Annotated in this window: 17 protein-coding genes and 4 pseudogenes; 7 read left to right on the forward strand and 14 right to left on the reverse strand. The window is 72.2% G+C overall.

The window, feature by feature from the left end:
• Positions 1–10 precede the first annotated feature (10 nt).
• Positions 11–1,888 carry an ABC transporter ATP-binding protein gene (locus tag AB0A94_RS33870; protein WP_361750204.1) on the reverse strand — a complete coding sequence of 626 codons (1,878 nt, stop codon included), beginning with the start codon at positions 1,886–1,888 and terminating at the stop codon, positions 11–13.
• 171 nt (positions 1,889–2,059) lie between these two features.
• On the opposite strand from AB0A94_RS33870, the gene AB0A94_RS33875 reads away from it, so the two are divergent.
• The 3 genes from AB0A94_RS33875 (at position 2,060) to AB0A94_RS33885 (ending at position 6,649) form a co-directional block, all read left to right on the forward strand.
• The gene (locus tag AB0A94_RS33875) at positions 2,060–2,962 is read left to right on the forward strand and encodes a YbhN family protein (protein WP_361750205.1); all 903 of its coding nucleotides are present in this window, start codon (positions 2,060–2,062) and stop codon (positions 2,960–2,962) included.
• 211 nt (positions 2,963–3,173) lie between these two features.
• Positions 3,174–4,283 carry a mechanosensitive ion channel domain-containing protein gene (locus tag AB0A94_RS33880; RefSeq protein ID WP_361750174.1) on the forward strand — a complete coding sequence of 370 codons (1,110 nt, stop codon included), beginning with the start codon at positions 3,174–3,176 and terminating at the stop codon, positions 4,281–4,283.
• Positions 4,284–4,429: 146 nt separating this feature from the next.
• On the forward strand, positions 4,430–6,649 hold the full coding sequence (locus AB0A94_RS33885; RefSeq protein WP_361750176.1) for an NADP-dependent isocitrate dehydrogenase: 2,220 nt from the start codon (positions 4,430–4,432) through the stop codon (positions 6,647–6,649).
• A 78-nt stretch (positions 6,650–6,727) separates the two neighbouring features.
• On the opposite strand, the gene AB0A94_RS33890 is transcribed toward AB0A94_RS33885, so the two are convergent.
• Positions 6,728–7,069 carry a DUF5713 family protein gene (locus tag AB0A94_RS33890; protein WP_361750178.1) on the reverse strand — a complete coding sequence of 114 codons (342 nt, stop codon included), beginning with the start codon at positions 7,067–7,069 and terminating at the stop codon, positions 6,728–6,730.
• Positions 7,070–7,165: 96 nt separating this feature from the next.
• Between AB0A94_RS33890 and AB0A94_RS33895 the strand changes: the two genes are divergently transcribed.
• The gene (locus tag AB0A94_RS33895; protein WP_361750180.1) at positions 7,166–7,963 is read left to right on the forward strand and encodes an N-formylglutamate amidohydrolase; all 798 of its coding nucleotides are present in this window, start codon (positions 7,166–7,168) and stop codon (positions 7,961–7,963) included.
• 207 nt (positions 7,964–8,170) lie between these two features.
• Here the strand turns inward: AB0A94_RS33895 and AB0A94_RS33900 are convergent, their stop codons facing one another.
• Genes AB0A94_RS33900 through AB0A94_RS33910 form a run of 3 tightly spaced genes read right to left on the reverse strand, consistent with a single transcriptional unit; the run spans position 8,171 to position 10,703 of the window.
• Positions 8,171–8,632 (reverse strand): hypothetical protein, encoded by a 462-nt coding sequence (locus AB0A94_RS33900; RefSeq protein WP_361750182.1) that lies wholly within the window; start codon positions 8,630–8,632, stop codon positions 8,171–8,173.
• Between the two features lie 5 nt (positions 8,633–8,637).
• Positions 8,638–9,213: a sigma-70 family RNA polymerase sigma factor gene (locus AB0A94_RS33905; protein WP_361750184.1), complete on the reverse strand. Its 576-nt coding sequence runs from the start codon at positions 9,211–9,213 to the stop codon at positions 8,638–8,640.
• A gap of 59 nt (positions 9,214–9,272) precedes the next feature.
• Positions 9,273–10,703: a S8/S53 family peptidase gene (locus AB0A94_RS33910; protein ID WP_361750186.1), complete on the reverse strand. Its 1,431-nt coding sequence runs from the start codon at positions 10,701–10,703 to the stop codon at positions 9,273–9,275.
• A 166-nt stretch (positions 10,704–10,869) separates the two neighbouring features.
• On the opposite strand from AB0A94_RS33910, the gene AB0A94_RS33915 reads away from it, so the two are divergent.
• A complete protein-coding gene (locus tag AB0A94_RS33915) occupies positions 10,870–13,443 on the forward strand; it encodes a CHAT domain-containing tetratricopeptide repeat protein (protein WP_361750207.1) in 2,574 nt (857 codons plus the stop codon).
• Positions 13,444–13,473: 30 nt separating this feature from the next.
• Here AB0A94_RS33915 and AB0A94_RS33920 read toward each other — a convergent pair whose 3' ends face one another.
• Entirely contained in the window at positions 13,474–15,177 is a 1,704-nt protein-coding gene (locus AB0A94_RS33920) for a LuxR family transcriptional regulator (RefSeq protein ID WP_361750188.1), read from the reverse strand.
• Positions 15,178–15,272: 95 nt separating this feature from the next.
• On the opposite strand from AB0A94_RS33920, the gene AB0A94_RS33925 reads away from it, so the two are divergent.
• Positions 15,273–16,355, forward strand: a complete 1,083-nt coding sequence (locus AB0A94_RS33925; RefSeq protein WP_361750190.1) for a hypothetical protein — start codon at positions 15,273–15,275, stop codon at positions 16,353–16,355.
• 745 nt (positions 16,356–17,100) lie between these two features.
• Positions 17,101–18,237, forward strand: a complete 1,137-nt coding sequence (locus AB0A94_RS33930) for a hypothetical protein (RefSeq protein ID WP_361750192.1) — start codon at positions 17,101–17,103, stop codon at positions 18,235–18,237.
• A 13-nt stretch (positions 18,238–18,250) separates the two neighbouring features.
• Here AB0A94_RS33930 and AB0A94_RS33935 read toward each other — a convergent pair whose 3' ends face one another.
• From AB0A94_RS33935 to AB0A94_RS33970, 8 genes and pseudogenes are all read right to left on the reverse strand, one after another.
• Complete coding sequence (locus AB0A94_RS33935) at positions 18,251–19,690, reverse strand: Yip1 family protein (RefSeq protein WP_361750194.1); 1,440 nt, start codon at positions 19,688–19,690, stop codon at positions 18,251–18,253.
• A gap of 922 nt (positions 19,691–20,612) precedes the next feature.
• Positions 20,613–21,515 (reverse strand): glutathione S-transferase C-terminal domain-containing protein, encoded by a 903-nt coding sequence (locus AB0A94_RS33940; protein ID WP_361750196.1) that lies wholly within the window; start codon positions 21,513–21,515, stop codon positions 20,613–20,615.
• Positions 21,516–21,999: 484 nt separating this feature from the next.
• Positions 22,000–22,457: pseudogene (locus AB0A94_RS33945) on the reverse strand (TauD/TfdA family dioxygenase); the annotation flags it as partial.
• Positions 22,458–22,549: 92 nt separating this feature from the next.
• Positions 22,550–22,765, reverse strand: a pseudogene (locus AB0A94_RS33950) (alkanesulfonate monooxygenase); the annotation flags it as partial.
• Positions 22,765–23,191: pseudogene (gene ssuE / locus AB0A94_RS33955) on the reverse strand (NADPH-dependent FMN reductase); the annotation flags it as partial. The pseudogenes ssuE and AB0A94_RS33950, both read right to left, overlap by 1 nt.
• Positions 23,192–23,344: 153 nt before the next feature.
• Entirely contained in the window at positions 23,345–24,721 is a 1,377-nt protein-coding gene (locus tag AB0A94_RS33960; protein ID WP_361750198.1) for an NtaA/DmoA family FMN-dependent monooxygenase, read from the reverse strand.
• Positions 24,722–24,741: 20 nt separating this feature from the next.
• Complete coding sequence (locus AB0A94_RS33965; protein WP_361750200.1) at positions 24,742–25,941, reverse strand: LLM class flavin-dependent oxidoreductase; 1,200 nt, start codon at positions 25,939–25,941, stop codon at positions 24,742–24,744.
• Between the two features lie 69 nt (positions 25,942–26,010).
• Positions 26,011–26,145 (reverse strand): annotated as a pseudogene (locus tag AB0A94_RS33970) (ABC transporter substrate-binding protein); the annotation flags it as partial.

A 26,145-nucleotide genomic window follows, 5' to 3' on the forward strand; every position in this document is an offset into this window, starting at 1 on the left:
GACACCGCCTCTACGCCGCCACCGTCTCCTCCGACTGCCGTTCGAACTGGGTGCGGTACAACTCGGCGTAGCGGCCGTCGGCGGCCAGCAGCCGCTCGTGCGTGCCGCGTTCCACGATCCGGCCGGCCTCGACGACCAGGATGAGGTCGGCGGCGCGGACGGTGGACAGCCGGTGGGCGATCACCACCGCCGTCCTGCCCTCCAGCGCCTCCGTGAGCGCCTCCTGCACGGCCGCCTCGGAGGTGTTGTCCAGGTGGGCGGTGGCCTCGTCGAGGATGACGACGCGCTGACGGGCCAGCAGCAGCCGCGCAATGGTCAGGCGCTGGCGTTCGCCGCCGGAGAGCCGGTAGCCGCGTTCGCCGACCACCGTGTCCAGGCCGTCGGGCAGGGCCCGTACCAGGTCGTCGAGGCGGGCGCGGCGCAGGGCGTCCCACAGCTCGGGCTCGCCCGCGTCCGGCCGGGCCAGCAGCAGATTGGCGCGGACCGTGTCGTGGAAGAGATGACCGTCCTGGGTGACCATGCCGAGCGTGGCGCGCAGGGAGGCGGCGGTCAGGTCGCGGACGTCGACGCCGCCCACGCGCACGGCGCCGGCGTCGACGTCGTACAGCCGTGGCAGCAGCTGGGCGATGGTCGACTTGCCCGCGCCGGAGGAGCCGACGAGGGCGACGGTCCGCCCGGGTTCGGCGCGGAAGGAGATGCCGTGCAGGACTTCGTCGCCCCCGCGCGGGTCGAGGGACGCGACCTCCTCCAGGGAGGCCAGGGAGACCTTGTCGGCGGACGGGTAGCCGAAGCGGACGTCGTCGAACTCGACGGAGACCGGACCCTCGGGCACCTCGCGCGCGTCCGGCCTCTCCCTGATGAGCGGCTCGAGGTCCAGGACCTCGAAGACCCGCTCGAAGCTGACCAGCGCGCTCATCACCTCCACCCGTGCCCCGGCGAGCGAGGTGAGCGGCGCGTACAGCCGGGTCAGCAGCAGCGCCAGCGCCACGACGGCGCCCGGCTCCAGGGTGCCGCCGAGGGCGAGCCGGCCGCCGAGGCCGTAGACCAGGGCGAGGGCGAGGGCGGAGACGAGGGTCAGCGCGGTGATGAACACCGTCTGCGCCGTGGCCGTGCGGACGCCGATGTCCCGCACCCGGCGGGCGCGCAGCGCGAACTGGGCGGACTCCTCCTCGGGGCGTCCGAACAGCTTGACCAGGGTGGCGCCGGGTGCGGAGAACCGCTCGGTCATACGGGTGCCCATGGCCGCGTTCAGGGCGGCGGCCTCGCGCTGCATCCCGGCCATGCGGCGGCCCATGCGGCGGGCCGGGACCACGAACACCGGCAGCAGGACCAGCGCGAGCAGGGTGATCTGCCAGGACAGGGTGAGCATCACGGCGAGGGCGAGCACGAGGGTGACCAGGTTGCCGACCACGGTCGACAGGACGGTGCTGAAGGCCTGCTGGGCGCCGATGACGTCGTTGTTGAGACGGGAGACGAGCGCCCCCGTACGCGTGCGGGTGAAGAACGCGACCGGCATCCGCTGCACGTGGTCGAAGACCGCGGTCCGCAGGTCGAGGATGAGTTCCTCCCCGAGGGCCGCCGAGAGTCTGCGGCCGAGCACGCCGAGCGCCGCCTCCACGACCGCGATCAGCGCGATGAGCAGGGCCAGGCGGACCACCGTGCCCCCGTCGCCGCCCGAGACGATGGTGTCCATGACGCGCCCGGCGAGCACGGGGGTGGCGACGGCGAGCGCCGCGGTCGCCGTGCCGAGGAGCACGACCAGGGTCAGTCGGCGGCGGTGGGGGCGGGCGAAGGCGCCGATCCGGTGCAGTGTCGCCCTGGTGAGGGGGCGGTGCTCGTCCTCCGCGGTCATGACGCCGCGCAGCTGTGTCCACGCTGTGGTCTCCATGCTCATGCACCCGAAGGTAGAACCTCAAGCATGATTGAGGTCAAGGGCGGCCCGGTCCCGCTCCCCCGGCCGCTGCCCGGCCGTAAGCGGACGTCCGGGCCGGGGCAACCCGCCGTTGGTGCGCGGCGGTCAGGCTCGGTGGCTGTGACGGGGACGATCCGCCGGATCCTGATGGTGTTGCCGCTGCTGCTCGTGACCGTGGTCGCGGTGCGGCACCGGTCGGTGCTGGCCGAGGGGTTCGGTCAGCTGGGGACCGCCCGGTGGCCCTGGCTGCTCGCCGCGGCCGGCGCCACCTGTCTGACCTGGGTGGCGGCCGCGTGCACCCGGCAGGGCGCGGTCCCCGAACGGCTGCCCGCGCGGCGGCTGCTGGCCACCCAGTTCGCGGCGGGCGCCGCGAACCACCTGCTGCCGACCGGGCTGGGCGCGAGCGCGGTCAATCTGCGGTTCATGACGGTGTGCGGGCTGCCGGCGGCCCGCTCCTCGGCCGCCCTGGCGCTGTATCTGCTGGCGGAGTCCGTCGGCCGGGTGGGGCTGCTGGCCGCCCTGCTCGTGGCGTTCCCCGGCGCGCTGCGGTTCGGCTCCCTGCTGCCCGCGGGGTGGTTCGGCCCGCTGCTGCTCGCGGCCGGTGCGGTGGTGGCCGTCGCGGCGGTCGTGCTCGCCGCCGTACGGCGGCTGCGGTCGGTGGTGCGGTCGTTCCTGCGGACGGCGCTGGGCGAGGCGCGGTCGGTGCACGCCCTGCCCTCCCGGGCGCTGGCGCTGTGGGGCGGGGCGCTGGCCTTCCCCGCGCTGCAGGCGGCCGCGCTGGTGCTGGTGGGGCTGGCGTTCGGGCTGGCGGTGCCGCCGGCCCACATGGCGGTGGCGTATCTGGCGGCGACGGTCGCGGTGGCGCTGGTGCCCACTCCGGGCGGGATCGGCTCGGTGGAGGCGGTGCTGATCGTGGCGCTGGTGGCGGTGGGCGGGGCCGCCGCGGTGGCCACGGCGGTGGTGCTGGTCTTCCGGATCATCACGGTGTGGCTGCCGCTGCTGCCGGGGGCGTTGACCCTGGGCGCGCTGGTGCGGCTGAAGGTGATCTGACCAGCGGGTTCCGGGCCTCGGCCCGTGCACGGGCCCGCGCGTCCGGGCGTGGTACGAACTGCCCTGCGGAATACGGCAGGATGAGCGATCGCGCCGGCCGCGGGTCAGGGACGGCCGGCGCGATGTACATCCCGTAGAGATCGAGCAGGTGACGACACGTGACACGACTTCACATACGGCCGTCGGCCAGGGCGTTCGCCGGGGGTGAGCGGTGACCCGCGCGCTCACCGGCCACGACCTGCTGTACGCCGGCATCGCCCTCGCGGCCGGCCTGCTGGCGGCGTTCCTGCTGCGGATGCTGCTGCGCTGGTTGGGCCGGCACGCGGACCGCACCCGCTGGCGCGGGGACGACGTCCTCGTGGACGCGCTGCGCATGATCGCGCCGTGGGCGGCGATCGCGGGCGGCGCGGCCTCCGCGGCGGCGGCGCTGCCGCTGACCCGGACCGTGCAGCACAACGTCAACCAGGTGCTGACCCTGCTGGTCATCTTCGCCGCGACGATCTCGGCGGCCCGGGTGGTGGCGGGGCTGGTGCGCTCGGTCACCCAGTCCCGCTCCGGTGTCGCCGGGTCGGCGACCATCTTCATGAACATCACCCGGATCCTGGTCCTGGCGATCGGTTTCCTGGTGGGGCTGCAGACGCTGGGCATCTCGATCGCCCCGATGCTCACCGCCCTCGGCGTCGGCGGTCTGGCGGTCGCGCTGGCGCTGCAGGACACGCTCGCCAACCTGTTCGCGGGCATCCACATCCTCGCCTCCAAGACCGTGCAGCCCGGGGACTACATCCAGCTGAGCAGCGGCGAGGAGGGCTACGTCGAGGACATCAACTGGCGCCAGACGACCGTCCGCAACCTGTCCAACAACCTGGTGGTCATCCCGAACGCGCAGCTCGCCAAGACGAACATGACCAACTTCATGCGTCCCGAGCAGCAGCTGACCATCCTGGTGCAGGCCGGGGTGTCGTACGACAGCGACCTGGAGCAGGTGGAGGAGGTGACGAAGGAGGTCGTCGCCGAGGTGATGACGGAGATCACCGGCGCCGTGCCGGAGCACGAGCCCGCGGTGCGTTTCCACACCTTCGGGGACTCCCGCATCGGCTTCACCGTCATCCTGGGCGTCGGCGAGTTCAGCGACCAGTACCGGATCAAGCACGAGTTCATCAAGCGCCTGCACCGCCGCTACCGCGAGGAGGGCATCCGCATCCCGTCGCCGGCGCGGACGGTGGCGCTCCAGCAGGGCTCCGTAGTCTTCCCCCAGCAGCGCGGCGCGGACTCCGTGACGGACTCCGCGCCGGACGACATGACCACCGCCCGGCCGATCTGAACCCACCGTCCCGGGCGATCTCCCGCCGCGCCGAAGGGCCGTGGCGGGAGGTCGGCCGGAAGTCGGCGCGGACCCCTGTCGAGCCCCGGTCGATCACGAGATATCTTGATGTCGAGCAATGTTGCAGACGTGGAGCGGAGCACCCGGTGACTGACTCGACCATCATCTACACGCACACTGACGAGGCCCCGGCCCTGGCAACGTATTCCTTCCTGCCGGTGGTCCAGGCGTACGCCTCGCAGGCGGGTGTCACCGTGGAGACGCGTGACATCTCGCTGGCCGGGCGCATCATCGCCCTGTTCCCGGAGTACCTGGCCGAGGACCAGCGCATCCCGGACGCCCTCTCGGAGCTCGGTGAGCTGGCAAAGACGCCGGCGGCCAACATCATCAAGCTGCCGAACATCTCGGCGTCGATCCCGCAGCTCAAGGCCGCGATCGCCGAGCTGCAGGGCCAGGGCTACGCGCTTCCGGCCTACCCGGACGACCCGAAGACCGACGAGGAGCGCGACATCCGCGCCCGCTACGACAAGGTCAAGGGCTCGGCCGTCAACCCGGTGCTGCGCGAGGGCAACTCCGACCGCCGCGCCCCCGCCTCGGTGAAGAACTACGCCAAGACCCACCCGCACCGCATGGGCGCCTGGAGCCCCGAGTCGAAGACGAACGTCGCGACCATGGGCGTCGACGACTTCCGCTCCACCGAGAAGTCCGTCGTGATCGCCGAGGACGGCGCGCTGCGCATCGAGCTCAAGGGCGACGACGGCTCCACCACCGTGCTGCGCGAGTCCGTGCCCGTCCTGAAGGGCGAGGTCGTCGACGCCTCCGTGATGCGCGTCGCCGCGCTGCGCGAGTTCCTGACCGCGCAGGTCGCCCGCGCCAAGCAGGAGGGCGTGCTGTTCTCCGTGCACCTGAAGGCCACGATGATGAAGGTCTCCGACCCGATCGTCTTCGGCCACGTGGTGCGCGCCTTCTTCCCGAAGACCTTCGCGCAGTACGGCGACAAGCTCGCCGCGGCCGGCCTGACCCCGAACGACGGCCTGGGCGGCATCTACAAGGGTCTGGAGGCCCTGCCCGAGGGCGCCGAGATCAAGGCGTCCTTCGACGCCGAGCTCGCCGAGGGCCCGGCGCTGGCGATGGTCGACTCCGACAAGGGCATCACCAACCTGCACGTCCCCTCGGACGTCATCGTCGACGCCTCCATGCCGGCCATGATCCGCACCTCCGGCCACATGTGGGGCCCGGACGGCCAGGAGGCCGACACCCTCGCGGTGCTGCCGGACTCCAGCTACGCCGGCGTGTACCAGGCCGTGATCGAGGACTGCCGCGCCAACGGCGCCTACGACCCGTCCACCATGGGCTCGGTCCCGAACGTCGGTCTGATGGCGCAGAAGGCCGAGGAGTACGGCAGCCACGACAAGACCTTCGAGATCCCCACCACGGGCACGGTCCGCCTGGTCGACGGCGACGGCGACGTCCTCATCGAGCAGGCCGTGTCCGCCGGTGACATCTTCCGCGCCTGCCAGACCAAGGACGCCCCGATCCGCGACTGGGTGAAGCTGGCCGTCACCCGCGCCCGGGCCACCGGCGACCCGGCGGTGTTCTGGCTGGACGCCACCCGCGCCCACGACGCCAACCTGATCGCCAAGGTCGAGCAGTACCTGCCGGAGCACGACACCGAGGGTCTGGACATCCGCGTCCTGTCCCCGGTCGAGGCGACCAAGCTGTCGGTGGAGCGCATCCGCCGCGGCGAGAACACGATCTCCGTCACCGGCAACGTGCTGCGCGACTACCTGACCGACCTCTTCCCCATCCTGGAGCTGGGCACCAGCGCCAAGATGCTGTCGGTCGTCCCGCTGATGGCGGGCGGCGGCCTGTTCGAGACGGGCGCCGGCGGCTCCGCGCCGAAGCACGTGCAGCAGCTGGTCAAGGAGAACTACCTGCGCTGGGACTCGCTCGGTGAGTTCTTCGCGCTGGTGCCGTCCCTGGAGCAGTACGCCGAGGCCACGGGCAACGCCCGCGCCAAGGTCCTCGCCGACACCCTGGACCGCGCCACGGCGACCTTCCTCAACGAGGACAAGTCCCCGACCCGTCGCGTCGGCGGCATCGACAACCGCGGCAGCCACTTCTACCTGTCCCTGTACTGGGCGCAGGAGCTGGCCGCGCAGAGCGACGACGCGGACCTGGCGAAGGCGTTCGCGCCGCTCGCCGAGACGCTCACCGCCAACGAGGCGACGATCGTCGAGGAGCTGAACGCCGTCCAGGGCAAGCCGGTCGAGATCGGCGGCTACTACCAGCCCGACCCGGCCAAGGCCGCCGAGGTCATGCGTCCGTCCACCACGTGGAACGAGGCGCTGGCGTCCCTGAGCTGACGCGAACAACCCCTTGGTGCTCCGCCCCGGCCGGCCATGCGCCCGGCCGGGGCGGAGCCGTCCTCGCCGCGGGTCGGCTCACCAATCGCGCGGGGCGATCAGCTCCTCGACGTCGGCGTCCGCGAAGCCGTAGGCCCGGGCGACGAACCGGAACTCCTCGGCTATCTCCTCCCGGGCCACCGTCTCGATCTCGCTGCCCGCCTCCTCGAAGACGGCCTGCAGGTCGTTGAACTCCTCGGTGGCGGCATGGGTCAGGGCGTAGAGCGCGGTGAGGTCGGCGGGGCGCTCCGCCTCGACGCGCTCGCAGAGGGCGAGCAGGACGGCCCGGCCCCGGTCCACGACGTGGTCGGGGTAGTAGGCGTCCCGGTACAGGGCGCGCAGGAACGGGTGGGCGGTCACCTGCTCGTTGCTGATCGGCATGGCGGTCCTCGGGTCCTTCGGCGGTGGGCGTTGTCAGTGCCGTATGGCACGGTCGATCATGTCGTGAACCACTGACCATGCCTTTGGAGCAACTGCATGACCGATGTGTCGTCGTCCTTCGCGTTCCTTTCCGGTGATCCGGACTCCCCCGTGATCCTGCACGTGCCGCATTCCGCGCGGGAGATACCGGAGGATGTGCGGTCCGGGATCGTGCTGGACGCTGCCGGTCTCGAGCGGGAGCTCGATCACATCACCGACTCGCACACCGCGGCGATCGCCGAGGCGGCGGCCCGGGCGGCCGGGGTCGCGCCGTGGCGGTTCGTGAACCGGTTGTCGCGGCTGGTCGTCGATCCCGAGCGGTTCCCGGACGAGCGGGAGGAGATGCTGGCCGTCGGCATGGGCGCGGTCTACACGCGGACCACGCACGAGGACGTGCTGCGGCCCGACGGGTTCGACGCCGGGCCGCTGATCGAGCGGTACTTCCGCCCGTACGCGCGGGCGATGACGGAGGCCGTCGCCGGCCGGCTCGCGGCGACCGGCCGGGCCGTGATCATCGACGTGCACTCGTACCCGAGCGCCCCGCTGCCCTACGAGCTGCACGGCGACGGTCCGCGGCCGGAGGTCTGCCTGGGCACCGACTCCTTCCACACCCCGCCCGGGCTGCTCGCCGCCGCCCGGGAGGCGTTCGCGCCGTGCGGGGAGACGGGGCTGGACAGCCCGTTCGCCGGGACGTACGTACCGCTGGAGTTCTACGGCAAGCGGGCGGAGGTGTCCGCCCTGATGGTGGAGATCCGCCGGGACACCTACATGACCGAGCCGGGCGGCCCCGCGGGAGAGGGCCTGTCCCGCCTCGCCTCGGCACTCGCCACCCTGATCGACGCGGCCTCCCGCTGACACCGGCGCATATGAGCCCCTCCGGCGTTCGAGGGGCGGGGGTCCGGGGGCGGCGCCCCCGGGAGGACGGGAACGGGAAGGGGCCGCGGGGGCGGTGAACCCGGCCCTCCGCGCGACAGCGGCTGCCCGCCCGCCGCGCAGTGCCCTCGAAGGGCCGGGAGCCCGTGGGGCGGCCCGGTCGAACCCCCGGCTCCGGGCCCGGCGGGGTCATGCGCGGAGCCACTCCGTGACGACCACGTCGTCGTCGGTGCGCAGGCGCAGGGCGAAGGGGCCGGAGGGCGGGGTGGCGGTGGTGAAGCGGCCCAGGTCGTCGGTGGTGAGCGGGACGGTGGTCTGCGGGCCGCCGAGCACCTCCACGCGGGCCGGCCGGGGCGGCAGCACCTGGCCCATCAGGCCCTCCGCGGTCACCTCGACGTCCAGCGTCACCTCGCCGGCGGTGAAGGTGAGCATGCGCGGCACGTCCGTGGCGCCCCTGACCGGGATGGCGTCGACCAGCGAGTCGAAGGTCAGCTCGGCCACCCGGGCGTCGAGGTCGTGCAGCGCGTAGGCGTCGACGGCGATCTGCAGCAGGGCGGGAGGCAGCGGGTCCAGGACGGCTGCCGCCTGCCGGAGTTCCTCCTCCAGCAGCCCGTCGTCGAAGTCCGCGTCGGATCCCGCGTCGTCGGTCATGTCGTTCACATCGTCCCCCGTGCCTCGAGCCGGGCCCGCAGCCGACGCAGACAGCGCTGGCGCAGCGGCCCGATGCTGCCCACCGCGATGTCGAGCGCGGCGGACACCTCCTGATAACTGGGCGGCGGCGAGGCGATCAGCACCCGCAGCAACTGCCTGCACCGCTCGCCCAGTTCCTCGAACTCCTGCCACAGCCGCCGCACGCGTTCGCTCTGCGCCGCGGCCTCCTCCGCCTCCAGCAGCGACTGCTCCGGCGCACCGTCCTCGCTGACCTGGTCCAGCAGCTGCGGATCGTCCGTCAGCATCAGCCGTCGCGCGTTCCTGTGCACCTTCAGACACTCGTGCCGCGCGGTACTGGCCAGCCAGGAGCCCGTCTTGTCCGGTTCCCGGATCCGCCCCAGGTGCTGGGCGAAACGGAACCACACGGTCTGGTAGACCTCGTGCGCGTCGGCGTCGGAGAGCCGGTGCGCGCGCACCACGGACCACACCAGCGGGCCCAGCCCTTCCACGATCGCCTTCCAGGCCGCCGCGTCGCCGTCGACAGCGGACCGGACCAACGCGCCGACTTCACTACGCTCCACGGCCCCACCCCTCGTGTACGGCACGTCATCGTACGCCGTGGAGGGGAGTACTCCGGTCCTCATGCCCGTGCCGAGGGTGGTGAGACCCGCACGGGGCGCCAAGTGGGCGGGAGGAGCGCCGGGACGTGCGCCCCGCGCACTTGCGCGTACTCGGTGGTGGCGTCGAGCAGTTGCCGGCGGGCCTTGCGCGGGTCGGTCTCCCCCTGCGCGGTCATGTGGGCGGCGACCATGCCGACGGCGACGGGGGTGGCGAACGAGGTCCCGCTCCACTGGGCGAGTCCTTCGAACATCACCTGGTCCGGCTTGCCGGAGCCGCCGTCCTCGCTCAACACGCCGGTGTGGCGCGGGTGGTGACACGTGCAGGTGTACCTGAAGCCGTAGCGGCAGGCGTCGTAGGTGGAGTGCTGGTACACGTACGGGACGGGCGCGTCGAAGCCGGTGAGGGCGCCGGTGAGACGCTCGCCGGGGGCGTAGGCCTTCACCCAGCCGCCGTGGTTGCTGAAGCAGGCGCCGAACTCGCCGTCCCCGCGCAGCGCGCCGACGGACAGCACGGCGTTCTCGTAGCCGGGCAGATCGGCGTAGGCGGCGGGCCAGAAGGGCGTCGCGCTGGCGTTGTTGCCGGCGGCGGCGACCAGCAGGGTGGGCCGCTCGCGCAGCTCCCGCATGAAGGCGTCGACGCCGAGGAGTCCGTCGGTGCGGCCGTTGGAGGTGCCGGCGGAGAGGCTGATGACGTCGGGCCAGCCGCCCTGGTCGACGGCCTCGAAGAGCTTCTCGCCGAACTCGGACTCCAGGACGGCGCCCGCGTCGTTGAGCGTGCCCCGGACGGTGATGTCGGTGTTGGGGGCGACGGCGGCGACGAGTCCGGCGATGAACGTGCCGTGCCCGCAGTACTGCTTCAGGACGCCGTCCTCCCCGCACTCCTCGACCTGGGCGTCGCCGTGGGTGTGGGCGAGCGGCGGGTAGGAGCGGTGGTCGTGCATGAGGCCGGTGTCGATGACGAGCACGCCGACGGCGGTGTCCGGGTCGTGCGCGGCGTCGGCGGCGGCCGGGTTGGGCCGCTCGCCGCGCGGTACGGGCACGGGCTCGTCGCCCGGGCAGGCGTTGACCGCGATCGACACCACGTGGTTGCGGCTGATCAGCCGGCGTCCGGCACGGCCCTCGGCCGCCGACAGCGCGCGCAGCGCTCCCGCGACCGCCGGGTCACCGCTGCCGTCGCCCTGGCCGGGGTCGGCGACCCGGATGCGGGTGATGCCGGAGCGGTTGGTCCGCGGGCTCGTCCGGCGCACCTGGTCCGGGGTGAGGCCGGCGAACGTGGTGAAGTGCTGCCGCACGGTGTCCTCGACGACGCGGGCCTCTTCGCCGTCGCGGGCGAGGACGACGCCCTTCTCGTAGAGGAACTCGCCCGCGTCGTCCGGCCCCACCGCCAGGGGCACGTCGGGCATCGAGCGCTGGATCTGTGCGAACTGCTCGCGGAATCGCTGTGGTGCCATGGCGTGTCCTCCACTGGTGCGACGGCGGCCGGTGCCGCGGAGCTGTCGTGTATGCAGAGCCGGGGAGCGGGCGCTTGATACAACGTCATGTCTGTGAGGCGTGGTTGCGGACCACTACCATCGTGGGGTGACAGCCGGAAGCGACACGGTGCTGGAACTGCTGCCGATGGTGTTCGCCGCCCCGGGTGAGGCGCTGGCGAGGGCGGAAGAGGTGCTGGGCGACCGTCCACCGCCCCTGCACGCCTCCGTCGCCCATCAGGTGATCGGCATCTGGCAGCGGGACTTCGGCGACATGCGGCTGGCCCTGGCGCATCTGCGCCGGGCCCGGGCCTGGGCGGCGCGCGCGGACTCGGCCGAGCGGGAGGCGGACGTCCTCGCCACGCTCGGGGTCGCACTGGTGCACGCGGGGCGCACCCGGCAGGGCATGGACGCGCTGGGGCGCGGCGTCGAGCGCGGCACCGGGCACACCCGCGCGCGGGTGCTGTTCCGCCGGGCGTACTCGTGGTGGGTGCTGGGCCATCACAAGGAGGCGCTGGAGGACGTACGGCGGGCCATTCCCGTGCTGCGGCAGGCCGACGACGTGATCTGGACGGCGCGGGCGCTGACCCTGCGGGCGACGGTGCACCTGGCGCTGGGTTCGGTGGAGCGGGCGAACGCCGACTTCACGGCGGCCGAGGCGCTGTGGGACACCACAGGGCAGGAGCACGACAAGGCGGACGCGGTGGAGAGCAGGGGGCTGGCCGCGTTCCGCGCGGGCGACGTCCCGGCGGCGCTGCGGCTGCTCGACGAGGCGGAGGAGCGGTACGCCAAGCTCGGCACGCCGACGTTCATGCTGAACATCCGGCGCTGCGAGGTGCTGATGGCGGCCGGTCTCGCCGCGGAGGCGCTGGCCGAGGCGGACGCGGCGCTGCGGGCGCTGGACGGGATCGGCGGGCAGTCCACGCGCAGGGCGGAACTGCTGCTGGCCGCCGCGCGGGCGGCCCGGCTGGCCGATGAGCCGGGGACCGCGATCGCCCGCGCGGCGCTCGCGGTGCGGCTGTTCTCGGGGCAGCGGCGCACCTGGTGGGAGGCGCACGCGCGGCTGGTGCTGATCGGGGCCCGGCACGCGGCCGGGCGCGGTTCGGGCCGGCTGGTCGCGGACGCGGCGGCGGTGGCGGAGAAGCTGGCCGCGCTCGGTGCCCCGGCCGCCCCGGAGGCGTCCCTGCTCGCCGGCCGGATCGCGCTGGAGCTGGGCTGGACGGCGGACGCGGAGCGGCATCTCGCGGTCGCCGCGCGGAGCAGACACGGCGGGCCGCCGCTCGCGCGGATGACGGGCTGGGCGGCGCAGGCGCTGCGGGCCCGGGCCGCCGGTTCCGCGCGGGGCGTCCTTGAGGCCTGCCGGCGCGGTCTCGACGTGCTCGACGACCACCGGATGACGCTGGGCGCCTCGGAGCTGCGGGCCCGCGCCACCGCGCAGGGCGCGGAGCTGGCCGCGCTCGCGCAGAAGGCCAGTCTGGTCTCGGGCGGGCCGCGGCGGCTGCTGGTGTGGAACGAACGCTGGCGGGCCACCGCGCTGTCCGCACCGCCCACCCGGCCGCCCGCCGACCCGGCGCTGCTCACCGGCATGACCGCCTACCGGGAGATCGCCGCCCGCGCGGAGGAGGCCCGCATGGAGGGCAGGCCCGTGCCGGCGCTGGAGCGGGAACAGCGGCGGCTGGAGCGGGAGATCCGTTCCCGGACGCTGCACATGCGCGGCGAGGCCCCCGGCGACGAGGACGGCTTCGACGTCGGCCGGCTGCTCGCGCGGCTGGGCGACAGCGACGACGGACAGCTGGTGGAACTGGCCGTGCTCGACGGACGGGTGCAGGTGCTGCTGTGCGGGCAGGGCAGGGTGCGGCGGTTCGAGGCCGGGCTGCTGGCGGCGGCGGAGACCGAGGCCGAGCACGTGCAGGCGGGGCTGCGGCGGCTGGCCCATCCGGGGGCGCAGGCGCGGCTGCCGGTGGTGGAGGCGGCGGGCCGCCGGCTGGAGGAGCTGCTGCTCGGTCCGGCCGCGGCACATCTCGGTGACGGCCCGGTGGTGATCGTGCCGCCGGGACGGCTGCACCGGGTGCCGTGGGCGCTGCTGCCCTCGCTGCGGGAGCGGGTGCTGAGCGTGTCGCCGTCGGCGAGCAGCTGGCTGCGCGCGAAGGAGACGGTGCCGCCGCCCGGGGAGCGCCAGGTGCTGGTGCGCGGTCCGGGTCTCGCGACGGGCGGCGCGGAGGTGCCCGAGCTGGCCGGCCGCTACGGCGGTGCGACCGTCCTGGAGTACGACGACGCGACGGTGCCGCGCGTGCTGCGTGAGCTGGACGGGGCGGGGCTGGCGCACATCGCCGCGCACGGCACGTTCCGTGCGGACGGCCCGCTGTTCTCCTCCTTGCGGATGGCCGACGGCCCGCTGATCGTGCACGACTTCGAGCGGCTGGACCGCAGCCCGTACCGCATCATCCTGTCCTGCTGCGACACCGCGCGGTTCGCCACGGTGGGCGCCGACGAACTTCTCGGTCTGGTCACGGCGTTGCTGCCGCTGGGCACGGCGGGGGTGGTGGCGTGCAGCGCCCCCGTCAACGACGCGGCGGTGGTCCCCCTCATGGTGGCCCTCCACAAGGCCCTCGACACCGGCCTGTCCTTGGCGGAGGCCTTGCGTGACGCCCGTGCCGGCCTTCCGGCCGACGCGCTGCACCGGGCCACGGGGTGGGCCTTCACCGCGTTCGGGGCGGCGTGATCCCGCCGACGAAGAATGATCCCCGCGCCGTCAGGCGGTCTGACGAGGCAAGACGGTGCCCAGCCGGGTGTACGCCCCGTACAGGTGATTTCCGACCGTGCGAACGGAAAGGGTGAGGCGTTCCGCGATCTGCCGGTTGCTCAGCCCCTCCGCGGCCAGCGTGACGATCTGCCGTTGACGTGCGGTGAGGTCACCGAGAACCAGTCCCGCGAGCGCGGGCGTGCGGGCGTCCTCGCAGCGGCGGGCGAGAGCGGCCGCACGCGTGCGCGCGGTGCGGGCGGCGTGCGGTTCCCGGTGGGCGGAGACGGCCTGCGCGTGCGTCTCCGCGGCGAACAGCAGGAAGCCCCGCCGCTCGAACTCCTCGCCCACCCGGTCCAGTGCGGGCCCGTCGGCCCGCGCGAGGGCGTCGGCGTGGTCGGCGAAGACGCCGGTGAGCCGGCCGGCGGCCCGTTCGGGGGTGCCGAGGCGTACGGCGTCGTACGGGTCGCCGTACGCCTCCGGGGTCCCCTCCGCGAGGGTGAGTTCGGTGCGGCAGGCCGGGTCGGCGGGGGCGGTGCGCAGGCCCTCGCGCGCCCATGCGGCCGCCTCCCGCAGTGCGCCGCGCAGCCGCGCGTACCGGGCGCGCAGGGCCGCGTACCCGGCCGGGACCGGTGCCCCCTCGCCCACGAGCCAGTCTCCGACGGGGGCCGGGACCGCCGCCACGTCGGCCCGTTCGATCCGCCGGGTCAGTTCCGCCGACTCGGCCTCCAGGGCGGGGGCGCAGTCCCCGGGTGTGCGGGCGAGCCGGCGGGCGCGCAGCCGGCCGGCGGCGGCTCTCAGGAGCGGGCCGTGCAGGGGGTGGGCGAGGCGGACACCGCCCTGGTCGTCGACGCGGACCAGGCCCGCGCTCTCCAGGTGTTCCAGGACGGTGAGGTCGAGGTCGTCGCCGTCGAGCGGCAGGGGTTCGGCGAAGGCGAGGCGGTCGAGCGTCTCGCGCTCCTCGGGGCGGGCGCGGTCCAGGAGGTGGGCGGTGCGTTCGCGTACGGCCGGGGTCAGGGGCAGCGGACCGCGCCATCGCCAGGTGCCCGGTGCCCCGGTGGGCCGGCCGTGTTCGCGTACCGCGTCCAGGAGGTCCCGCAGCAGCCGCAGGTCCCCGTCGCACATCCGGTGCAGCCGGTTCGCGGTGAGCGGCTCCGGGGCGGGGTCCGTGCCCGTCGCGAGCAGTCGCGCGGTGTCCTCCCGGGGCAGCGGCGGCAGGGCGAGCCGGGGCAGTAGTTCCCCGGTCCACAGCCTGGACACGGCGGCGGGCACCGGCTCGCCGTCGGCGACGACGACCAGCAGCCGGGTGCGTCCGTGCACGGCGAGCTGGTGGAGCAGGGCGGCGGAGGCGTCGTCGAGCAGATGGGCGTCGTCGACGAACAGCGTGCGCACACCGGAGAGCCGCCGCAGGGCGTGGTGCAGGGTGGCGGGCTCGGGCAGCAGCGGGGCGAAGGCGGCGAAGGGCAGGTGCCGGGTCCCCGGCGTCCCGGTGACGCGGGCGCAGTCGGTGCCCCGCACCGCCTCGGTGACGAGCCGGGTCTTGCCCCGTCCCGCCGGTCCGGTCACCACGAGCCCGCGCCCCGCGCCGGTCAGCGAGCGTCGTACCAGGTCGAGTTCGCCCTCCCGGCCGGTGAACGGCCAGGGCGGCCGAAGGGTCGTCGCCTCCTTCCCGTTCGGCTCGTGCGGCCCGGTGGCATCCCGTCGCGAAGTCGTCACGAGAACAGGAGCACGGCTACTCAAGCCTGATACAGGGCCACTTGAGCAGACCCCGACTCAGGCGCCCGGCCGCACCGCACGGCAGTCTGTGATCCATGACCGTCCGCCACTGCTCGCTGCCGCCGCAGCCGGCCCCCGCGTATCCGCCGGGCCTGGCCGCCGAGCGGCTCGGCGCGCTGATCGGCGGGCGGCGGCTGTGGGTCAACGGCACCGTGCTGCACTACTGCTTCTCCGGCGACACCGCGGGATCGGAGATCGCCGTTCCCGGAACCGGGCGGACCCGGTGGGTTCCGTGGGGCGGGGCCGAGGAGCAGCAGGACGTCGTGCGCGAGTGCTTCGAGGAGTGGCGGGGGCTCGGGCTGGGCCTGACGTTCACCGAGGTCCGCGACCGCACCGAGGCGGAGCTGCGCATCGGGTTCCAGCTCGGTGACGGCACCTGGTCGGCCGTGGGCAGGGACGCGCTCCGCGTCGGTGTGCACGAGCGCACCATGAACTTCGGCTGGGACCTGACCGCGCCGGGGGAACGCGCCACCGCCCTGCACCAGATCGGGCACGTGCTGGGCATGCTGCACGAGCACCAGAGCCCGTACGCCGGCATCCACTGGGACGACGAGGCCGTGTACGCCGAGCTGGCGGGCCCGCCGAACCACTGGAGCCGGGACAGGACCTACCACAACATCCTGCGCAGGCTCGGCCCGGACGAGGTCAACAGCTCCGTCTGGGACCCGCAGTCGATCATGCAGTACGCGTTGCCGCCGGGGCTGATCCTGGAGCCGGAGCAGTACCACGGGGGTGTGTACCCGTCCGGCACCCTCTCCCCCGCCGACAAGGAGTTCGTGCTCCGCCGGTACCCGCCGGCCGATCCGCCGCGGCCGCCCCCGCTGGTGCCGTTCCGTTCGGTGCCGTTGGGTCTGGGCCCCGGTGAGCAGGCGGACTTCCGTATCGATCCGCCGGAGACCCGCGACTACACGGTGGGCACCTTCGGCGAGGCCGACCGGGTCGTCGTGCTCTTCGAGGAGCGGGACGGGGAGCCCCGCTTCCTCGCCGGCCACGACGACGGGGGAACCGCGCACGACGCGGCCATCGCGGCCCGGCTGGTCAAGGGCCGCCGCTATTACGTCCGTGTCCGCCTGTACTCCGCGTGGGGGCCGGGCGAGACGGCGGTCATGTGCTGGTGACGGCACGCGACGGCCGTCCGCGGAGATCCGAGCCACAGTCCGGCGCCGGGGGAGCGGCCGGGGACGTCGCCTTCGGGGGAGGGCGGCGTTCCCGGCCCACGCCACGCCTGGTGTTCACACGGCGTCCGTGCGGTCGGTGATGACCGCGGCCGAGCCCTGCGGCGGGGGTGCACGGCATCGACGACGGGGTGGGCGGGCGGGTTCCGGCGGGTGTCGGCGGCAGCGAGGCCCCGCGTTGCGGGGCGTGCCGTGCGGGTGAAGAGTGGAATTACATCGGCCCCATATCGCCCGATTCACCTGTCAATCTCTCCGCAGCGCCGCCGCAAAAGGACAGAGCGCGTGAGAGGGACGCAGTACGAGGCCAACCGCATCTGGAATCCTCATGGCCACATCCACTCGGCGACATGTATCACGCGCTGTCAGCGCATCCGTCGTGGCTGCGACGCTCGTGTTTCCCGCAAGTCTGACGGCTGCCGCGGCCGCGTCTCACGCCGGCGACGGAATCACGCTGGGAATACCCGCCCGGACGACGCCTTCTCCGGCCACCCCGACGGTGGAGCCGACACCCACGGAATCTCCGCCGACGGAACCGACGGGGCCGACAGAACCGACGGGGCCGACGGGGCCGACGGGGCCGACGGGGCCGACGGGGCCGGACGACACCTCGCCGAGTGATACGCAGGGAACGGACGGAACATCGGACCCCGATCAGTCACCCGACCCCGGAGAGGATTCGCCTCCGACGATGCCCGATCCCGTCACGGACCAGGAGAAAGAAATTGAAAAAGTAACTGAAGAACTGAATCAGAAAATAGCGGAAGCTCCTGAAGAACTGACGTCGAGCGTGACGCGACTGACTGACGTCCTGGAGACGGTGGGAGCCCCGGATGTGCCACCGCAGGAGAGGGAGGGAGTCATCGAGAGCGCACAGGACATCGCCGCCGCACTGGATGTGATCAATGACCCCGGGACACCCGCCGAGGTGCGGGAAAAGCTGATTGGGGTCGTGAAACGGATGGTTTCCGCGTTGGACACGGTCAGCGACCCGAGCGTTCCGGCCGAGGAGCGGGCCGTGACCATCCTGACCGTGCGGAGGTGCACCTCTGTCCTGGACCTGATCGGCGCCTCCGGGACGCCGCAGGAACCGAGGGAGCATCTGGTCAACAGCATCAACCAGGTGTACCAGGTCCTGGTGCCGGACGAAGACTCGTACCCGGCGCCGGGTGAGAGCTCGGCGAAGAGGGGGAGCGGCGCCGCGCAGCAGCCCCGCCAGGACGCGGCGACGATAGGCGTCGCGCTGGAGACCACCGGCCGGTCCGAGACGTCCGAGGGGAATCGGATCGGTCTCGCGCAGACCGCGGACGAAGCCAGTTCCTCACTGCAGGACAGCAGCGATCCCACGGTGTCGGACGAGGACCGGGAAGAAGCCCGGAGGGAAGCGGACGAACAGCTCGCCCGGTTGAACGAGCAGCTGAAGAGGGTCGCCCTGGCCCAGGGCCTGCCGGATGCGCCGCTCGGCGAGTCGGCCGAAGTCTGCACCAACGCCATCTTCGGATCCGTCTCCGAGCGCAGTCTCACCCAGGGCCTCGAGGAAATGGTTCCCGCACGCTGGAACAGCGAAGGGGTGAAGGACTACTGGAAGGCCGAGGAATCCGGGTCCGACGCCCTCGACGTCCAGGCCCAGTTGCAGAACAACAAGTACGACAACGCCCCGATCGAGGTCGCACGGCTCATCACGGGGCTCGACCACGTCGTACCGGCGGACGAGCTGTTCGGCACCCTCGGCGTTCCGGGTCTTCACTGCCTGCAGTCGGCTCTGCACCTCGACCGGCAGGGGGTGGAGGCCGGGACCTGGCTCCAGATGGCCGAGGAGGAGGCGTAGGAACTCGCCCCGGTCAGTCTCCGACCGCTCTCAGCAGTTCCGCGACGGGAACCGCCGTGTCGGCGTAAGCCGTCGAGACGTCATACCTTTCCACGTCCCTCCTCTCTTCCGAACTCTCGACCGAGCCCTCGAAGTGGAACGACGAAATGGAGTACATGGGAGTTCCTCCGGGGGACCAGACCGCCGTCACGTAACGCGGCTTGCGCGTCACATTGACAAGGTTGTTGTTGTGCCGCACCCTGCCGTGGTAGTAGAGCTCTTCTCCACATTTTTCCGGACGGCAGTAGTACCGGCCTTCCTTCTTGTCCCACGAACGGTGCGCGCGCCGGAACTGAGCCACGTCGATTTTCCCACGGTCCTTCCTCATGTACGTGATCTGCAGGTCGACGTTCACCGTGTCGAACTCGGCGCTCACCGGTATCTGGACCACGCGCTCCATGGAATATTCTTGCCCGACATCGAGCGAGTAACCCGGGTGATAAAGACGCCCACTGCTCACTTTGGTGAATCTCAACCGGTTGACGTAGCGTTCGGCGTCCTCCTCGTGTTTCTCGTCCAGACTCGCTCTCCATTCCTTGAGCCGGTCCTCGCCCCCAGAGGGCTCGGCGACCCTGCCGTACACGGTGAAGTTGTTGTTGATGATGTAGACCGGGATTCCTCCGTCGTTCTTCATGTAGAACTTCAGCGGGACATGTACGAACGGATTCCTGTGGTCGGCCTGCGGCTCGCCGAATTCTGCCTTCAGAACGAAGTGTGTAGGTGCCGCCGCAGGCTGGTACATGGTCGAGTACGCCAGGCTCACGGCGGTCAGAACCGCTGTGACGACCACTCCGGCCGCAAACGTCTTCGGTCGCGGGGTCCCCTCCCACGCCCTCTCCCGCACGAGGAGCCAGAGCGCCCACAGGGACCATCCCAGAAGAGGCATGAAAACCAGCAGATAAGGCGTGTATTCTTTTTCGTCGAACCATATCAACAGCAGAAGACCGTCGGTGGCGAACGCGATAAGCACCCCCAGCAGGGCGACCGCCCCGGAAATTCTGTGCTGTCGCCTCCTCCAGTAGTCGAACATCGCGATCACCGCCGCTCCCTGCACCACAGCGGACAGAACAATCAGGGACCCGGTTATTCGTTGCGCGAAAGTGAGGGCGCCGAGGGCGTCCGGCCAGCCGATCACCATGTTCAGGACCATGGAAGCGAGCATTCCCGCCACCATCAGCACGAGGATCGTGCGCCTTCGCCCGGCGCGGTCGGGCCATTCTCCGCTGTCTCCCCCGCGCCAGTACACGGACGCCGGATCCTCCAGGTCCATGTCCTCCGGATAACCGAGGCGACCGAGTATGTCCCGCAGCTGGGCCGGTGACCAGGCACTGCCCACCGTCTTACCGCCTACGACGACCCGGCGGAGCCCCCGGTGGTCCGGAGCCTCGACTATCACCCATGGACGGATACTCATGGCCCTAGGCTCACGCCCGGGCCGGCCCCCCGCATGCGGGGCTCCTCCGATCGGCGGCCCCTCGAACGACCGAGGGCCCTGCCTCGCCGAAGCGAGGCAGGGCCCCGAGCAGGGCCTGCGGCCCGTTGTACGTCGGGACGACAGGATGTGAACCTGCGACCCCTCGGCCCCCAGGAGTGCGGGCTACAAGGACTATCTGGATGAACCGCCCATTTCCAGGGCGGATACCGGGCGCTTCGCGGTGTCAAGTTCGGCATCGCGCATGCCGTTTGGTCCCCAACTGGTCCCTGTGACGCAGGCCAGGTCCAGTCCCACAGCCAGCTCCCAGGGCTCTGTCAGTGGCCGACGTCACCGTGAGAGATCAGCCAGATCGGTTCGTGGCCTCGGAGGGTGGCAGGCGTGGGTGACGTGGAGTGGCCGAGAGATCCACGGGCCTACGGACAGGCCGTCGCCGCCCTAGTCAGCTGCATGCACCCGCGGCTCCTGCGCGTCGATGGATCAGGCGGCGACGGCGGCAGAGACGCACGGCTCACGGCCCCCGACGGGCTTCCACGTCTTCGTACCGATCGATCTCGACCCGACCGGGGAGAAGTGGTTCAGCGGCCTTCAGCAGCGGTTCTCGTTTCCCCTTTCGCGGCGCGGGGCCACCTGGATCAAGGCCCGACCGGCCGAGCACCCGGCTGTGCGCCGGTTCTGTTTCGCCGACCATCACGCGGAGCTGGGACGCCTGCTTCAGGAGATCGCACGGAGCCACGTCCCGCCCATTGACACGGCCGCGCGGCTCCGACAAGCGTGCGACCGCCTGGCCGCGCTGGACCCGCACTACGACTTTCGCGTCACCACCGGCCCGGGAGCCAGGGGATTGAACCGGACACCATCGGCGCAACGCTGCCGCTCACGCGGCCGGCGTGGGAGTTCGCCCTCATCCCTGGGGGCAGCCTGTCTGCCGGACCGGGTCCAGGGGTCCGCGTGGGGCCTGCACCGTGTGCTCCGGTGCCCAGTCCAGGATCCTCACCGCCGCGCCCGCCGCTTCCCGGCCACGGCAGTGCGCGTGGTGTCGTAGCGCGATGCCGTTCAGATCGAGATGCGCGGCGAAGGCGGGGTGCTCCGCGAGACGGCGGGCGTATGCCCACAGGTGCGGGTGGTCGGTGATGCGGTGCACCGCGCCGGCGTCCAGGTGCCAGCGGTGGACGGTGTCCAGTTGCAGCAGCGTCACCCACAGCTGGACGTCGGCGGCTGTCAGCTGGTCACCCAGCACGTAGGGCCTGCGGACCAGGGCTCGTTCGACCGAGTCCAGTCCCTGGAAAAGCGTTCCCAGTGCCCTGTCGCGTGTGCCGCAGTCGGTGGCGGCCTTTCCGGCCAACTGGGCGGCTGCGGCGATGTCCCGCTCACAGAGCCGCTCGACGGCGTGGATCGCGCCATGGGAACCGGGCGGGTGGAGGGCGACGCCGAGGCTGCCGCCGAAGTGCCGGACCAGGTCGCTGAGGATGTCCGGGGTGTGCGTAGTGACGATCCGTCCCGTCCAGTCGTCGCTGAGCACCGGGGCCGTTGCCGGTCCGGGATACCGATGCGCGCTCGCCTCGTACAGCGGGCGCAGAGCCAGGTGTCCGCCGTCCGGCCCGTCAGGCACGGCCGGCAGTGGCTCTACGGGGAGGGTGTCGTCCAGGCCGAGCAGGCTGTGTGTGATCGCGATCCGGAGACAGTGTGGGCAGGCGAGTGCGAGGTGGAGCCGGTAGCGGCGGGGCGCAGCATGGTAGCCGCTGCGGGCGTCACGACCGATCCTGCCGCGGAGGGAAGGGACGGCTGTCGGGTGGGTGGCGGGCATTACGTCTCCCTGGAGCGCTCGGTCCGGTAGCCCGGTCCGGAGCATCCGGCGGCGTCGGCGGGTGCGTGTCCGGAGCTGCGGAGCATCGGAGGGCCGGCCACCGGCCCGTGGCACGGGTCCGGGTCCGGTGGAAGAAGGAATCAGGCGCCGTGGGCTGCCGGGGCGTGGGCGGTTCGGCGGTGTGCGGTCGACGCGCTGCACACGCGCAGCAGATCGATGTGGCGGCGGCTGGTCAGCAGAGGCAGGGATGCCGGTGCGAGGAGACCTTCGTCGAGGTCCCGCGCCGAACGGCCCATACCATCCCTACCTTTTCACTGGGGATTCCACTCCGGAGTGTGCGGCTGCTCCCCCGTCGCGTCAAGAGCGCGTACCGCGGACACTCCACCGCCCGGTGCGGACGCCGGGTTCGCGTCGGCACCGGGCGGTTCCACCAGACCCCCGGGCCACCGGTCCGTGTGGGAGACGCATCGGACCGGTCGACGGATCACGCGCGCGCGACAGCTCCGTCCGTCGAGGCGCCGGAGGCGACGCCGTACACGGGCTCGGGCACCGTCTCGGGGAGAGCAGCACCGAGCGGCGGCCGTCCACGCCGGCCGGGGCGTCGCCGTCGCTGGTGACACGGCGCGGGGTGCGCTCGTGGTCGTCGGAACCGTCCACGCCGTAATGCTGCATGGCGCGGCTGTCCCAGATGGCGACGTCGCCGGCCCGCCACTGCCGGCGCACGGTGTTCTCCGGGCGCTCCACGTGCGACTGGAACACGCCGATCAGCGCGCGGGGGTCGGCGCCGCTGAAGCCGGTGAGCTTCTGCAGGAAGTCGCCGAGGATCAGGCTGCGTTCACCGGTTTCGGGGCAGACCCGCACGACGGGGTACTCGGTGCGGAACCTGGTCGGTGTGAAGACCTTGCGGTGCTGTTCCAGCGCCTTGGAGGGGGCGTCCGGGCGTCTCGTCGAGTCGCCCACCGCGTGGGTCGTCGCGGCCTCGCGACGCCCGCGAAAGCCACCTGTGCCGCTGACGACGACGCGACCGCGCCGGGGCGGAACGGGTGGGTCCACAGGCCCTGTGCCCGAAGCCTCGGCAGGACGCCCTCGTCGAACCAGTACGCCTCCTCCAGATGCGGATAGCCGGAGAGGACGAACTCGTCGATGCCGAGTCGGTGGTATTCGGCGATCCGTGCGGCGACCTCGTCGTGGCTGCCGACCAGCGCGGTGCCCGCGCCACCCCGCACCAGCCCGATCCCGGCCCACAGGTCTTGTCGAGCGTGAACCAGCCGGGGATGATGTGCGAGGCGCCCATGGAGCTCAGCACGGGGCGCAGGGCGTAGTCGATGGCCAGGACGTGGGCGGTGCTGCCGCCGGTGGCCAGGGGAGGACGGTCTTGCCCTCCAACGCGTACTGCGGGAGCAGGTCGAGCAGCGACTTCAGCAGCCCGGAGTGGGCGGCCTTGTAGACGGGGTGCCGACCACGACCCCGTCCGCCCGGTCGAACAGGGCGGTGGCCTCGACGATCGCGGGGTGCCGGAGATCGGCACCGAGCAGCGCGTCGGCGGGGAGGGTGCGGACGTCGAGCGCGATCACCTCGTGCCCCTGCGCGATGAGCCGCTCGTCCAGGTGGCGCAGCAGCCGGGCGGTGCGGGAGGTGGCGGAGGGACTTCCGGAGACGGAGAGGACGGTGGCCATGGTGGGTGGACCTTTCAGGAGTACCGGGCGGGGTGGGCGGCTCGCCCGGTGATGAGGTGACGGCCGGGCAGTCGGGCTCGTCGGGCGAGGAGGTCATGCCTTCCGCGGCGGGGAGGAGCGGCCCCGGCGGTGCCACTGCCGGGCAGGCGGACTTCACGACGCCGCCCGCCGCTCGCCGCGTGCGTCGTCGGGGTGGGCCAGGCCGAGCTGGTGCCGCAGGGTCGGGCCCTCGTACTCCGGGCGGAAGACGCCCTGTTCCTGGAGGAGGGGGACCACCTTGTCCGCGAAGACGTCCAGGCCGCCCGGTGTGATGTGGGGGACGAGGATGAAGCCGTCGGAAGCGTCGGCCTGCACGAAGTGGTTGATGTTCCTGGCCACGGTCTCCGGGGAGCCCACGAAGTTCTGGCGGTTGCCGGTGTTGATGACGAGATCGCGGATGGACCAGTTGTTGGCCGCGGCGAGCTCGCGCCATTCCCGGGCCGTGGCCAGCGGGTCGCGGTACATCCGTACCTGGGCACGGCCCTCGGCGATGTGGTGGTCGCCGACGTCCGGGTCGATGTCGGGAAGCGGCCCCTCCGGGTCGTACGACGACAGGTCCCGGTTCCAGACGAACTCCAGGTGCCTGAGGGCGGTGGCACCGCTGACCTGCCGGCGGCGCACCTCCTGTGCCAGTTCCTCCGCCTCCGCGTCGGTGTCGCCGAGCACGAAGGTGGCGGCGGGCAGGACGAGGAGCTCGTCGGGGCGGCGGCCGTACGTGGCGAGGCGGTGCTTGACGTCGGTGTAGAACGCCTGGCCCGCCTCCAGGGTGGCGTGCCGGCTGAAGATCGCGTCGGCGCCCGCCGCGGCGAACTCACGGCCCTCGTCGGAGTCGCCCGCCTGGAAGATCACCGGGCGCCCTTGTGGGGAGCGCGGGACGTTGAACCGGCCGTGGATGTCGAAGTGCTGCCCCGTGTGGACGAAGGAGCCGGCCTTCGCATCCCGCAGGAAGGTGCCGGTGGCCTGGTCGGCGACGATCTCGTCGCCGTGCCAGGAGTCGAGGAGTTCGTTCGCCGTGGCGAGGAACTCCTTGGCGCGGCTGTAGCGCTCCTCCTGCGGGAGGAAGCCGCCGCGACGGAAGTTCTCGCCGGTGAAGGCGTCCCAGGAGGTGACCACGTTCCAGGCCGCGCGGCCGCCGGAGAGGTGGTCGAGGCTGGCGAACTGACGGGCGACCTCGTAGGGCTCGTTGAAGGTGGAGTTGATGGTGCCGGTCAGCCCGAGGCGCTCGGTGACGGCAGCGAGCGCGGCCAGGACGGTGAAGGTGTCGGGGCGGCCGACGACGTCCAGGTCGTAGATCTTTCCGCCCTGTTCGCGCAGTCTGAGCCCCTCGGCCAGGAACAGGAAGTCGAACTTGGCACGTTCGGCGGTCTGCGCGAAGTGCACGAACGAACCGAAGTCGATATGACTGCCGGCCTCCGGGTCGCTCCACACGGTGGTGTTGTTGACGCCCGGGAAGTGGGCGGCCAGGTGGATCCGCTTCAGCGGCTTGCTCATGACGGTCGCGTCCTTCCGGCTCAGGCGGCGTAGCGGTTGGCGGGTCGGGCCAGTCCCAGCAGCCCGCGCAGGGTGTCGGCCTCGTAGGCGAGGCGGAAGGCTCCCCTGCGCTGGAGTTCGGGGACCAGGCTCCGGGTGATCGCCGGAAGGTCGTGCCCCAGGACGGCGGGACGCAGCCGGTAGCCGGTGAGGCCGGCCGACCGCCACTCCAGGAGCAGATCGGCGAGTGCGGCGGGCGTGCCGGTGAAGACGCGGGCGTCGCTCGTGTACGACTCACCCGCGAGGGCATCGAGCCGCTCGCGTCGGGCCGCCGCGGCACCGGGGTCGTCGTCGAGGAGGACCACGAGATCGGCGAAGACGTGCAGCGGCTGTCCGGCGCGGCCGGCCGCTTCCTGCTCGGCACGGATCTCCGCGACGATCGCGCGGGCCTGCCCGGTGTCGTGCGGGGTGACGTAGCCGACGTCGGCCTGCCGGGCGACCAGCCGGTACGGCACGGTCCGGTGGGCGAGGGCGGTGACGACGGGCTGGCCCTGCGGCGGGCGGGGGGTGATGGACGGACCTCTGACGCTGAAGTGCCTCCCCTTGAAGTCGATGTGGTGCAGCTTGTCGCGGTCGACGAACCGACCGGTGGCCACGTCCCGGATCTCCGCGTCTTCCTCCCAGCTGTCCCAGAGGCGACGTACGACCTCGACGTGGTCGGCGGCCTCGTCGAAGAGGTCGGTCATCACCTCTCGCGCGGCCGGGCTGTCGTAGGCGTCGATGCGGGGGATCGTGCGGCGGCCGAAGTGGGCGGCCTCGTTCGGGCGCGCGGTGATCTGCGCGCGCACACCGGCCCGGCCGTTGCTGACGTGGTCGAGCGTGGCGATCGCCTTGGAGAGATGGAAGGGTTCCGTGTGGGTGACGACCGCGGTCGGGACCAGACCGATGTGCCGGGTGAGGGGCGCGACCCGGGCCGCTGTCTGGACGGCGTCCAGGCGGCCGCGGACCTGGTCGGTGCGGTCGTCCGGTTCGAGGAAGTGGGAGGACTGCGGGCCGAGACCGTCCTCGATGGTCACGAAGTCGAGCAGCCCGCGCTCGGCCTCGGTGACCAGATCGGCCCAGTATCCGGCGGTGAAGAGCTCCCGGGGGCGGGCGGTGGGCTCTCGCCAGGAGGCCGGGTGCCAGCCGGTGCCGTCCAGGGCGACGGCGAGGTGCAGCGGGGTGGAAACGGCTGAGGACACGAGTGGGTACCTTCCTGGCAGGAGGCCGGTGCGCGGGGACGGGCGGCGGCCGGACGACCGCCGGCGGGGCTACTCGTCGGTCCTGGGCAGGCCGGGCGGGTTGATCTCGGACTTGGTCACGGCCTCGTCGGTCAGGCCCCAGCGCTCGAGCACCTTCGCGTAGGTGCCGTTGTCGATGACGTGGTTGAGGGCGTCGGCGAGCGG

This window comes from Streptomyces sp. NPDC044984 (assembly GCF_040646935.1).
Lineage (GTDB): Bacteria > Actinomycetota > Actinomycetes > Streptomycetales > Streptomycetaceae > Streptomyces.